This is a genomic window from Corynebacterium sp. (assembly GCF_022712275.1).
GTDB lineage: Bacteria > Actinomycetota > Actinomycetes > Mycobacteriales > Mycobacteriaceae > Corynebacterium.
Genome location: NZ_JALAGU010000053.1, coordinates 1 through 11940, shown reverse-complemented (window position 1 = coordinate 11940; position 11940 = coordinate 1). Strand labels below are relative to the sequence as shown.

9 protein-coding genes and 5 tRNA genes are annotated in these 11940 nt (G+C 67.4%); 11 read left to right on the top strand and 3 right to left on the bottom strand.

Going from position 1 to position 11940, the window contains the following annotated elements; translation table 11 throughout:
- Window positions 1–130: 130 nt before the first annotated feature.
- The 3 genes from Q0A27_RS13140 to ppsA all read left to right on the top strand — a co-directional run bounded on the left by Q0A27_RS13140 (window position 131) and on the right by ppsA (window position 3898).
- A tRNA-Lys gene (locus Q0A27_RS13140) sits at window positions 131–203 on the top strand.
- Between the two features lie 421 nt (window positions 204–624).
- Complete coding sequence (locus Q0A27_RS13135) at window positions 625–1449, top strand: pyruvate, water dikinase regulatory protein (RefSeq protein WP_291476149.1); 825 nt, start codon at window positions 625–627, stop codon at window positions 1447–1449.
- A gap of 22 nt (window positions 1450–1471) precedes the next feature.
- Window positions 1472–3898 carry a phosphoenolpyruvate synthase gene (gene ppsA / locus Q0A27_RS13130; protein WP_291476148.1) on the top strand — a complete coding sequence of 809 codons (2427 nt, stop codon included), beginning with the start codon at window positions 1472–1474 and terminating at the stop codon, window positions 3896–3898.
- Window positions 3899–4049: 151 nt separating this feature from the next.
- On the opposite strand, the gene Q0A27_RS13125 is transcribed toward ppsA, so the two are convergent.
- Window positions 4050–4814 carry a hypothetical protein gene (locus tag Q0A27_RS13125; RefSeq protein ID WP_291476147.1) on the bottom strand — a complete coding sequence of 255 codons (765 nt, stop codon included), beginning with the start codon at window positions 4812–4814 and terminating at the stop codon, window positions 4050–4052.
- Between the two features lie 53 nt (window positions 4815–4867).
- Here Q0A27_RS13125 and pabB point away from each other — a divergent pair, with 53 nt between their 5' ends.
- From pabB to Q0A27_RS13095, 6 genes are all read left to right on the top strand, one after another.
- Window positions 4868–7030, top strand: a complete 2163-nt coding sequence (gene pabB / locus Q0A27_RS13120; protein ID WP_291476146.1) for an aminodeoxychorismate synthase component I — start codon at window positions 4868–4870, stop codon at window positions 7028–7030.
- Window positions 7031–7035: 5 nt separating this feature from the next.
- The gene (locus tag Q0A27_RS13115; RefSeq protein WP_291476145.1) at window positions 7036–7824 is read left to right on the top strand and encodes a YggS family pyridoxal phosphate-dependent enzyme; all 789 of its coding nucleotides are present in this window, start codon (window positions 7036–7038) and stop codon (window positions 7822–7824) included.
- A gap of 117 nt (window positions 7825–7941) precedes the next feature.
- Window positions 7942–8014, top strand: a tRNA-Glu gene (locus Q0A27_RS13110).
- A gap of 30 nt (window positions 8015–8044) precedes the next feature.
- Window positions 8045–8118: transfer RNA gene (locus Q0A27_RS13105), tRNA-Asp, on the top strand.
- 359 nt (window positions 8119–8477) lie between these two features.
- Window positions 8478–8551, top strand: a tRNA-Asp gene (locus tag Q0A27_RS13100).
- Between the two features lie 25 nt (window positions 8552–8576).
- Window positions 8577–8649: transfer RNA gene (locus Q0A27_RS13095), tRNA-Phe, on the top strand.
- A 92-nt stretch (window positions 8650–8741) separates the two neighbouring features.
- Here Q0A27_RS13095 and epsC read toward each other — a convergent pair.
- Together epsC and cysK are read right to left on the bottom strand one after the other, a co-directional pair.
- On the bottom strand, window positions 8742–9326 hold the full coding sequence (gene epsC / locus Q0A27_RS13090) for a serine O-acetyltransferase EpsC (RefSeq protein ID WP_291476144.1): 585 nt from the start codon (window positions 9324–9326) through the stop codon (window positions 8742–8744).
- Between the two features lie 189 nt (window positions 9327–9515).
- Complete coding sequence (gene cysK, locus Q0A27_RS13085) at window positions 9516–10451, bottom strand: cysteine synthase A (protein ID WP_291476143.1); 936 nt, start codon at window positions 10449–10451, stop codon at window positions 9516–9518.
- A gap of 111 nt (window positions 10452–10562) precedes the next feature.
- On the opposite strand from cysK, the gene Q0A27_RS13080 reads away from it, so the two are divergent.
- Both Q0A27_RS13080 and Q0A27_RS13075 read left to right on the top strand, forming a co-directional pair.
- Window positions 10563–11360 (top strand): enoyl-CoA hydratase-related protein, encoded by a 798-nt coding sequence (locus tag Q0A27_RS13080; protein ID WP_291476142.1) that lies wholly within the window; start codon window positions 10563–10565, stop codon window positions 11358–11360.
- A 3-nt stretch (window positions 11361–11363) separates the two neighbouring features.
- Window positions 11364–11840 carry a DUF2505 family protein gene (locus Q0A27_RS13075; protein WP_291476141.1) on the top strand — a complete coding sequence of 159 codons (477 nt, stop codon included), beginning with the start codon at window positions 11364–11366 and terminating at the stop codon, window positions 11838–11840.
- The last annotated feature ends 100 nt before the right edge of the window (window positions 11841–11940 follow it).

Genomic DNA, 11940 nt, shown 5'->3' with positions numbered 1-11940 from the left:
GTCCACTGTGGCTGGTGGCATGTCCCGGTTTCGTGTTCTACCCGGTGTCCTGCACCGTGTCTGCACTGCGTCGGGGGCAGGCGCACACCTGTGGTGGGGTGTGCGCTACACTCTCTTTCGACAGTGGTACGGGCCTTTAGCTCAGTTGGTAGAGCTACGGACTTTTAATCCGCAGGTCGTGGGTTCGAGCCCCACAGGGCCCACAGTCAGTGAATGCAGATCAGAGGGTCTGTCGGGAAGTCCCGGCAGGCCCTCTCCTGTGTGCTCTGGGCCTCGGCGCCTGAGTGTCATGAGGAAATCGCGGGCGGATTCAGAGGGCGGATTCAGAGGGCGGATTCAGAGGGTCATGGAAACAGTTCCCGTCAGAAAGGACTGCCATCCATGTCTGTTTCGAAACTCATGACGGGAATCCTCAGCATGTGGCGGGCGAGGGGTGGGAGAGCGGGACCCGCAGCGGCTCGCGTGCGTCGGGCGACCCCCGTCCGGGGTTGAGATCCCACAGTGGCCACAGAAAACAGACAGATACCGCTGCTACCCTCGGGGGCACTTTCAGCCTCGACGGAATGCTGACGGGGCGCCGATGGAACGACCCACGACCAGAGCCCGACCTCAGTGAGGACGCACATGGTGGAAACGACAGGACGCTCTGTCTACTTCGTCTCCGACAGCACCGGCATCACTGCGGACACTCTGGGAAATGCACTGCTCGCACAGTTCCCGGACCTCGACTGGCGGCGTCACCACCTGCCCTTCATCGAGTCCGTCGAGACCGCCCGTCGTGCCGTGGACCAGATCACCACGGAGAGCGCCGAAGGTCCCGGCCACGCCCCGCTGATCTTCGTCACCGTCCGCGACACCGCCGTGGCCGCGGAACTGAGCAAGGCCCCCGGTGAGGTCATCGACCTGCTCGGCACCCACCTTGCCCGCATGGAGGACATCCTCGGCACCGAACGCTCCGGCAGGGCCACCGCCTACCACCGTGTCGGCAACATGGAGCGCTACCACGACCGCATCGACGCGGTGGAGTTCTCCATCGCCCACGACGACGCCGCCGACCTGCGACACCTGGAGACGGCGGATCTCATCCTCCTGGCCCCGTCACGGTGCGGCAAGACCCCCACCGCCATGTATCTCGCGCTGCAGCACGGCCTGCGCGTCGCCAACTACCCGCTCACCGAGGAGGACCGGCCCGGCGAACTCCCGCCGGCGTTGACAGACCACAAAGACAGGCTCTTCGGCCTGACCACCACCGCCCAACGACTCAGCGAGGTCCGGGGCGAACGAAGACCCGGCAGCGGCTATGCCAGTCCCGCCCGTTGCCGGGCCGAACTCCGCCAGGCAGAACAGCTCTACCGGACCCACCGCATCCCCTACATTGACTCCCACGCCATGAGTGTGGAGGAGATGGCCAGCATCATTCTCACCACCATGGACCTGCGCCGCACCTGAGCAGGAATGAAAGGACCACACCATGTCCGGAAACAGCACTGACAAGACCCGGAACGTCATCCCCTTCGACCACCTCGGCATGGACGACGTCCCCGAGGTCGGCGGAAAGAACGCCTCTCTCGGTGAGATGGTCGTCAACCTCGCCGACGCCGGCGTCCACGTCCCCGGTGGTTTCGCCACCACCGCCGACGCCTACCGTGATTTCCTCGCCCTCGACGGTCTCGACAGGAAGATCAGTGAGGCTCTCGCCGACCTCGACATCGACAACGTCAACGAGCTGACGAAGCGCGGCGAGCAGATCCGTCAGTGGATCCTCGACCAGCCCTTCCCCGAGGCGCTCGAGCAGGATATCCGGGACAACTACGCCGACCTCGTCGACAATGACCCCCACCCCGAGGAGGTCACCTGGGCGGTGCGGTCCTCCGCCACCGCCGAGGACCTGCCCGACGCGTCCTTCGCCGGCCAGCAGGAGACCTACCTCAACATCGGCGGGATCGACAACATCCTCGAGGCCGTGAAGTGGGTCTTCGCGTCCCTCTACAACGACCGCGCGATCGCCTACCGCGTCCACCACGGTTTCCACCACGACGATGTCGCGCTCTCCGCCGGTGTTCAACGCATGGTCCGCACCGACATCGGTGCCTCGGGTGTCATGTTCACCGTCGACACTGAGTCCGGTTTCGACCGCGCGGTCTTCGTCACCGCGTCCTACGGGCTCGGCGAAGCTGTGGTCCAGGGGGCGGTGAACCCGGACGAGTTCTACGTCTCCAAGCCCGCCGTGCGTGACGGGAAGACCGGGAAGGACGCCGTCCTCTCCCGCACCGTCGGCGGCAAGGCCGTCGCGATGCGCTATGCCGAGGGGACCGGCATCGAGACCGCCACCCGCTGGGAGGATGTCGCCGAGGACGACCGGAACCGCTTCTGCATCACCGATGAGCAGGTCACCGAACTTGCCCGTCACGCCGTCGCCATCGAGGACCACTACGGCCGACCGATGGACATCGAGTGGGGGCTCGACGGCCAGGACGGACAGCTCTACATTCTGCAGGCCCGCCCGGAGACGGTCGTGTCGCGCCGGGAGGGGCAGTCCCTGTCCCGCTTCGAGTTCGCGGCGGACGCCACCACCGGTGCGGAGGTCCTCGTCGAGGGACGCTCCATCGGCCAGCGGATCGGCGCCGGTCCCGTGCGGGTGCTGCGTTCCCTCAAGGACATGGACAAGATGCAGGTCGGTGACGTCCTCGTCGCCGAGATCACCGACCCCGACTGGGAGCCGGTGATGAAGCGTGCCTCGGCCATCATCACCGAACGCGGTGGCCGCACCTGCCACGCGGCGATCATCGCCCGCGAGCTCGGGGTCCCCGCCATCGTCGGTACCGGGGACGCCACCTCGGCGCTCGCCGACGGCACCGAGGTCACCGTCTCCTGTGCCGAGGGTGACACCGGACGCGCCTACCGGGGCGTCCTGGACTTCGAGGAGAAGACCACGGACCTCGGGGAGATGCCGGAGATCCCGGTGAAGCTCATGATGAACGTCGCCACCCCTGACCAGGCGTTCGCCTTCTCCGCCCTGCCGAACAGCGGTGTGGGTCTGGCGCGCATGGAGTTCATCATCAACCGGCAGATCGGGGTGCACCCGAAGGCGCTGCTGGAGCGCGACAGCCTACCTGTGGACCTGCAGGCGCAGGTCGACGAGATCACCGCGGCCTACCCGGACCCGGAGGAGTTCTTCATCCGGCGCGTCGTCGAGGGTGTCTCCACCATCGCCGCGGCCTTCGCCCCGAAGCCTGTGATCGTGCGCCTGTCGGACTTCAAGACCAACGAGTACGCCAACCTCGTCGCCGGTGAACGCTACGAGCCGGACGAGGAGAACCCGATGCTCGGCTACCGCGGTGCGGCCCGGTACGTCTCCGAGGAGTTCCGTGACTGCTTCGCCATGGAGTGTGAGGCGCTGCGCCGCGTCCGCGAGGACATGGGTCTGGACAACGTGAAGATCATGGTGCCGTTCGTCCGCACCACCGACGAGCTCGACGAGGTGCTGGAGGTCATGGCGTCCCACGGGCTGAATCGTGGTGAAGGTGCCGGTGAGGACGGCCTGCAGGTCGTCATGATGTGCGAGATCCCGGCGAACTACCTGCTCGCCGACGAATTCCTCGACCGGGTCGACGGTTTCTCCATCGGCTCGAATGACATGACGCAGCTGGTCCTCGGTGTCGACCGTGATTCCGGCCTCGTCGCACACGACTTCGACGAGCGCAATCCCGCGGTGCTCAAGGTGCTGGCGTCCGCTATCTCTTCGTGTACCGCGCGCGGCAAGTACGTCGGCATCTGCGGCCAGGGCCCGTCGGACCACCCTGACCTCGCCGCATGGCTGGTGGAGCAGGGCATCGAGTCGATGTCGCTGACCCCGGACACCGTGGTGAGGACCTGGCTGTCCCTGGCGGGGGAGTAGCCGTTCAGTCTGTCGTCGCGAGTCGTCCGATCTCCGCGACGACGAGGTCGGCGGCCATCCGGGACAGAGTGCGCCCGCCTCGAGGACGACGGTCACGTCGGGCGTGCCGGCGTCCGTGTACCGCCGGCGAAACACTGGCCCGGTGTCCCGCTCAGGGCAGGCGTCCGGGCCCGCGCTGTCGGCGCGCCCGTCCTGTGGCCCGGTGTGCCGCCGCACTTGTCCAGTCGACCGAGATACTCCGCCGACGCCCGGGGTGGTCCGGGTCGAAGTGGACCGTCACGGCGTCCCCCTCTTCCACGAGGCGGACGTTCCTCGGTGCGAGACGCCTGACCCACCGTCGCGTCCCCGAGGTGTCGGTGAATCGGATCGTCGCGCGGTGTCGTAGCCGGCGCTCGTCCTCGACGAAGCTCCACACACCCGTGACCTGACCCGGGGACCCGGCACCGTGGAACCGGATCTCGTCCCGGTGACGCTGTAACGCGGCGCGGTAGGCGGTGATCAGCCACGGCGCGGCAAAGAACAGGACGCCGACGACCGTCACAGGCAGTGCCCAGCTCAGGGTGGCGTGATGGTGTTCACCGGACAGGGTCGACAGACCACCGACCCCGATGCTGAGGGCCACCGTCCCCAGGTAACGGAAGACGTCGTAGCCGACGGACCACACGCCCTCCCGGTTCCGCACGAGGAAGACCATGAGCAGCAGGAGGATCAGTCCCGATGTCCAGGATGCACTGAGCCAGACCCCTGGTTCGTCCTGCAGGGAACCGGTACCGGAACTGCTCCACGCCGTAGGCTGTCCCATCACGCGTCCGGTCCGGACACCGACCACAGCGACCGGGACCCACAGCAGGACCGCCACGGCCACCGCACCCCGCGGCATCCGCCAGAATCTGTTACCTGGATCACGTGTGGTCATGGTGTCGACTCTATCGGGAGAGCGCAGGGGGCGGCGGCGGTAATCTCAGCGGCATGATCAGGACGCTGCTCGTCGACAACCACGACTCCTTCACCTTCAACCTCGTCCACGACCTCATCCGGGTCAACGGTGAAGAGCCCGTCGTCGTGCCGAACGACTGGGACCGGTGGGACATCGACGGTGCCGCTCTGCTCGACCGTATCGACAACATCGTCATCTCCCCGGGGCCCGGCACACCGCTGAACCCGGACGACGTCGGCATCTGCCCGGCCGTCATCACCGCCGCCGTCGAACGAGGCATCCCGGTCCTCGGCATCTGCCTCGGTCACCAGCTCATCGCCCACCTCTACGGCGGTACCGTCGGGCCCGCGGATGAACCGGTCCACGGCAGGTCCTCGCAGGTCACCCATGGCGGCCGCGACATCTTCCGTGGCGTCCCCTCGCCGTTCGAGGTGGTGCGCTACCACTCCCTGGCCGTCACCGGTCTCCCCGGTGCCGTCACCGTGGACGCCCGTAGCGACGACGGCACGGTCATGGGGCTCAGCGTCCCCGGCAAGCTGCTGTGGGGAGTGCAGTTCCACCCGGAGTCGGTGAAGACCGGGCACGGGCCGGAACTGCTCGCCAACTTCGCCGACCTCACCCGCGCCCACGGCCGTATCCGTACCGTCCGCGACAAGGTCGTCCCACTCACCGGGTTGGACGCGGCGGGTACCCGCAGGCTCTCCCAGGACCTTTTCCGCACCCTGTACGGGGACGTCACCGGCCCCGCCGTCTGGCTCGACGGCAACGCGGACTCCGATCCACGGGCGAGGTTCTCGGTCATGGGGGCGGCCACCGGCGACCATGCCGGCCCCTCGGCCCGGACCGTCACCGCGGACGTGGACGCCGGAACGGTCACTGTCTCCCGCGGCGACAGCGGAGCGGAGGAGATCCGCACCGAGCAGGCGGACATCCTCGACTGGCTGCGGTCCGACCTGGAACGGTGGAACATCCGTGGTGGTGGACTCGACGATGACCTCGCCGGTGAGCCGCCGTTCGCCTTCCGCCTCGGCTGGGTCGGCGTCCTCGGCTACGGGGTGAAGGCTCAGTGCTGTTCCGGCGAGGGTGGACCGAACCGGCATCCGGCTGCGGAGGTCGGCCAGCCGGACGCGGCGTTCGTCTTCCTCGACCGGGCGGTCGTCATCGACCATGAACAGGCCGAGGCACACCTGCTGTGCCTTGACCGTCCGTTGGCGAAGGACGCCGGCCCCTGGGCCACCGCCGCCGAGACCGCCTGGGTCGAGCAGACCGCGGCGGTGGTGCGGAACCTGGTCAACGGAGCAGAGGGTGCGCAGAGGGGTGCGCAGAGGGATGAGCAGGGGGATGCGCGGGACGGGACCGCTCCGGTCGCGGCGTCCGTCACCATGCACGGGCGGGCCGACTACCGGGCAAGCGTCCGGAAGATCCAGGACCTCATCCGCGCCGGGGAAACCTACGAGGCCTGCCTCACCACCACTCTCGACGTGGCGTCGGCGGCCGACGACCTCGACATCTACACCGCGTTGCGGCGCGACAATCCCGCGCCCTTCGCGTCCTTCCTGCGACTTCCCGGTGTGACGGTGATGTCCACCTCCCCGGAACGGTTCCTGCGGGTCTCCGTCGACGGACTCGTCACCTCCTCTCCGATCAAGGGGACCCGACCGGTCGGCGACACCGAGGAGGCGGACCTGCGCATCCGGGCGGACCTGCAGCACAGTGAGAAGGACCGGGCGGAGAACCTCATGATTGTCGACCTGGTGCGCCACGATCTCGGCCGCGTCGCCGCGCCGGGCACCGTCCAGGTCCCCGAACTGTTCAGCATCGAGAGCTACGCCACGGTCCATCAGCTGGTCAGTACCGTCACCGCGCGTCTGGGGGAGGGACGCACCGGAGTGGACGCCGTCCGGGCGTCCTTCCCGCCGGGATCGATGACCGGCGCCCCGAAGGAACGCACGATGCGCATCCTCGAGGAGCTGGAGGACGCCCCGCGCGGTGTGTACAGCGGTGCGGTCGGTTACTTCTCTCTCGACGGTGCGGTCGATCTGTCGGTGGTCATCCGCACCCTCGTCGCCGCCCGGAACGGTCAGGAGCGTCGGCTGAGCTACGGCGTCGGAGGGGCGGTGGTGACCCAGTCCGATCCGGACGCCGAGTACGACGAGACGGTGATCAAGGCCCGGCCGGTGCGGCGACTAGGCTGAACAGTGTGACTGAGACTGATCTTTCCCCTGAGTCCCGCACCGGGACGTCCGCAGATTTCCGTGCCCGGTGGGACGCGGTGCGCGCCCGCGTCGATGAGGCGGCCCGCGCCGCCGGCCGTGACCCTGCCGAGATCCGCCTGCTGCCGGTGAGCAAGACCGTGCCGGTGGAGCGGCTGCGTCTGGCGGTGGACGCGGGGATGACCGAACTCGCGGAGAACAAGCCGCAGGAGATCGGACGGAAGGCCGTCGAGATGGCTGACCTGCCGGTCCGGTGGGTCGCGATCGGACACCTGCAGACCAACAAGGCGAAGATCATCGCCGAGCATGCCGCGGAGTTCCAGGCGCTCGACTCGGTGCGACTGGCCGAGGCGCTGCAGCGTCGTCTGGAGGCGCTCGATGAGTCGGCGGACGGGTCTGCGGGAGGTCCGCCGGACGGCCCTGCGCGGACACTGGATGTCCTGGTGCAGGTGAACACCTCGGGGGAGGAAGCGAAGACCGGGGCGTCCCCCGAGGAGGTCGATGAGATCCTCGATGCGGCGTCCCGGTGTGACCGGCTGCGGGTCCGTGGATTCATGACGGTGGCCGTGCACAGTGAGGACGAGTCCGAGGTGCGGGCCTGTTTCGTGCAGCTGCGGGGGATCCTGGAGCGGGCGCGTGAGCGGGCCGTCGTGGATCCGGCGCTGCTCACCGAACTGTCGATGGGGATGTCCGGGGACTTCCCACTGGCCATCGCGGAAGGCGCGACCTGTGTTCGGGTCGGCACGGCGCTGTTCGGTGCGCGCGACTACCCGTAGGCGGAGTTGAACCGCCTGGTCAGGGCATATTTTTGTGTATGATCGGGCGGTGGTCTATTCTAAACGAGCTGCCGACCTGAGCGGCCCGGTCAACGGGTTGTCTTCGGTAGAGGTAGAGCTCCCATCGTCTAGTGGCCTAGGACTCCGCCCTTTCACGGCGGCAACACGGGTTCGAATCCCGTTGGGAGTACTGTGGACACACAGTTTCCACTTCTTGTCTGGCCCTGTGGCGCAGTTGGTTAGCGCGCCGCCCTGTCACGGCGGAGGTCGCGAGTTCAAGTCTCGTCAGGGTCGCAACATGGACGGCGGGTCCCCACTTCGGTGGGGCCCGCCGTTTGTCGTGTGCGTGGATGTCGGGGTGGTGCAGACCCTCTGGCCCTGTCTGGCCCTGTCTGGCCCTGTCGCGCGTACACGATCATCACGTCTTCGGACCTGGCGTTGTACCGACTGCCCCGATCCGTGATGATCGTGTACGGACGGTAGTGCGCCTCGGACCCGGCGGGTATGTGCCGGGTAGGTGCCGGGGCGTATCTGGGATGCGTCTCGGATGGAGCCTGTTAAGGGGCGTCCTACATGCTGGTTTGCCGGTTCTACGGGGCCTGTGTAGAGTATCGCCTCGTGCAAGGGACACGCCGCGAGGCGATCCGCAGCACGGCCCTGTGGCGCAGTTGGTTAGCGCGCCGCCCTGTCACGGCGGAGGTCGCGAGTTCAAGTCTCGTCAGGGTCGCTGAAGAGGGGTACGCCCCTTTTCTGCCCAGATAGCTCAGTTGGTAGAGCGTACGCCTGAAAAGTGTAAGGTCCCTGGTTCGATCCCTGGTCTGGGCACACTGAACAATCCCCCGCGGAACACTCCGCGGGGGATTTCGTGCGTCCGGAGCCCGGTCGTGTCCCCGGTGTGAACCGGGGACGCGGCGCCCTCAGATGTTGTTCTGGAGGTCGTCCACGTAGGACGCCGGCTCGACCAGGGGGGTGTGCTCGTCTGCCTTGCGGGGGCGGATCTTCGCCGGGATACCGACGAGGATCGAGTTCTCCGGGGCGTCCTTGGTCACCACGGCGTTGCCGCCGATCGCGGAGCCGGCCCCGATGGTGATAGGGCCCAGGACCTTCGCGCCCGCACCGACCATCACGCCGTCGCCGATGGTGGGGTGACGCTTGCGCTGGACGAGCTCTGAGCCGCCGAGAGTGACGCCGTGGTACAGCATGACGTCATCGCCGATCTCGGCCGTCTCACCGATCACCACGCCCATTCCGTGGTCGATGAAGAAGCGGCGTCCGATGGTGGCGCCGGGGTGGATCTCCACGCCGGTGAGGAAGCGGGTGAACTGGCTGAGGATGCGGGCCGGTCCCTTGGCACCGCGGACCCACAGTCTGTGCGCCAGACGGTGGCTCCAGATGGCGTGGAGGCCTGAGTAGACCAGGGCGTTCTCCAGGTCACCGCGCGCTGCGGGATCGTGGGTCCTGGCGTTCGCCAGGTCCTCCTTGAGGGTGCTGAGCAGACTCACCGTCGAGTCGCCTCCTTGTGTTGTCCTTGTGTTGTCCTGTGTTGTCACTGCAGTTGTCCTGCGGCTGTGGTTTCCTCTGTCACACGGTACCGTCCCTGTCACGACCGACGGCCCCGTACCGCCACTCCGTGCGGGAGAGGCGGTGCGGGGCCGTTGTGCGGCATGTGTCCCGGGGGACGGTCCTGTCGACTAGTCGCGCAGGTCGTCGAACAGGAGGGTGGAGACGTAGCGCTCGCCGAAGTCGGCGACGACGGCGACGATCAGCTTGCCCTCGTTCTCCGGCTTCTTGGCCTCCTCGACGGCGGCCCAGATGTTGGCACCGGTGGAGATACCGACCAGGATGCCCTCCTTGGCGGCGATCTCGCGGGCGTACTTCACGGAATCCTCGATGGTGGCGTCGTACACCTCGTCGATGATGTCCTTGTCCAGGTTGTCCGGGAAGAAGTTGGTGCCGATGCCCTGGATCTTGTGCGGGCCGAACTTGCCCTCGGTCAGCAGCGGGGAGTCCTTGGGCTCGACGCCGACGATCTTGACGTCCGAGCTCTGCTCCTTGAGGTACTTGCCGGCGCCGGAGACGGTGCCGCCGGTGCCGATGCCGGCGATGAAGACGTCGACCTTGCCGTCGGTGTCGGCCCAGATCTCCGGACCGGTGGTCTCGTAGTGGGCCTTCGGGTTTGCCGGGTTGGCGAACTGGCGGGCCAGGACGGCGTTCTCGGTGTTCTCGACGATCTCGTTGGCCTTGTCGACGGCACCCTGCATGCCGGCGGGCGGCGGGGTGAGGACGAGCTCGGCACCGAGGGCGCGCAGCATGATGCGACGCTCGAGGGACATGGACTCCGGCATGGTCAGGATGACCTTGTAGCCGCGGGCGGCGCCGACGGTGGCCAGGGCGATACCGGTGTTACCGGAGGTGGCCTCGACGATGGTGCCGCCGGGCTTCAGGGTGCCGTCCTCGACAGCGGCGTCGATGATGGCCGCACCGATGCGGTCCTTGACGGAGTTGCCGGGGTTGGCGGACTCGAGCTTGACGGCGACGGTGCCGGGAAGACCCTCGGTGAGCTTGTTCAGCTTCACCAGAGGGGTGTTGCCGATGAGGTCGGTGATGTTCTCGTAGATCTTTGCCATGGCTGCTGCAGGCCGTCCTTCCGGGGGAATCGAGTGGCTAGACCGATCGGTCTGTCCGTTTCGTGGCAAGTGTACATCAGTCCGACCCGGGGTGTCGACGGCCGTGACACAATGGCCACCATGACTGACTCAGAAACCACGTACGAGATGATCCTCACCTCCGTCGCCGACGGCGTCGCCACCGTCACACTGAACCGGCCCAAGGCACTCAACGCCCTCAACCAGACCGTCATGGAGGAGGTCGTCGGCGCGTTGGAGCTCTTCGACGCCGACCAGACCGTCGGGGCGATCGTCATCACCGGCAGCGAGAAGGCCTTCGCCGCCGGCGCCGACATCACCCAGATGAAGGACCAGACCTGGCCCGACATCAAGCTCAAGCGCTTCTACGCCCAGTGGGAGCGGGTCGCGAACATCCAGACCCCGGTCATCACTGCGGTCCAGGGCTTCGCCCTCGGCGGCGGCTGTGAGCTCGCCATGATGGGCGACATCATCCTCGCCAGCGAGAAGGCGAAGTTCGGCCAGCCCGAGATCACCCTCGGCGTCATCCCCGGTATGGGCGGTACCCAGCGCCTCACCCGTGCCGTCGGTAAGTACAAGGCGATGGACCTCATCCTCACCGGCCGCATGATGGGCGCCGAGGAAGCCGAGCGGGCCGGTCTGGTCTCCCGGATCCTGCCGGTCGAGGGCTTCACGGATGCGGTAGCCGACGTCGCACGCAAGGTGGCGTCCTTCTCCCGCGTGGCGTTGGCCGCCGCGACCGAGACGGTGGACGCCGCCCTCAACACCCCCCTGACCGAAGGGATGCGCCAGGAGCGCGAGGCGTTCTGGGGCCTGTTCGCCACCGAGGACCAGAAAGAGGGGATGGCGGCCTTCGTCGAGAAGCGCGATCCCGAGTGGAGGCACCGCTAGATCATGGCTACCAGGGCAACCACCGTCGTCCGCGAGATCGCCGTACCGATCGAGCGCGTCCGCGAGGTCACGGTCTCCGAGGAATTCCTGCTCACCCTGGACACGGATGACGCGGCGATGCGCATCCGCGACGGCCACCGGGAGGTCCATGAGGACGGTTCGGTGGACGCCACCGTCACCGCCGTCGTGGGGGAGGGGGACAAGGAACTGGAGATGGTCCAGAAGACCGAGGTCTCCGAGGTGCGCGAGGACGGCTCCTTCAGCATCTTCACCTCGGTGCCGCTGCCCAAGGACATCGGCACCATGGCCACCAACCAGGTCTACCGGCCCGAGGGGGACGCTACGCTGCTGGAGTCCACGGTCGCCGTCGAGGTGCACATCGCGCTGGTCGGGGCGAAGATCGCCTCGAAGGTCCTCGAGGGTGCACCGTCCTCCACGGAGAAGGGTGTGGCCCGCATTCTCAGGCTGGCGGAGCAGTAGAAGGCGCCACAGGGAGCTGACGGGGGCGGGGACGCAGAGTGCAGAGCCTGCGTCCGCCCTCCGGTCGGGGGTGGAACGGGCCCCGGAGGAAAGACACGGG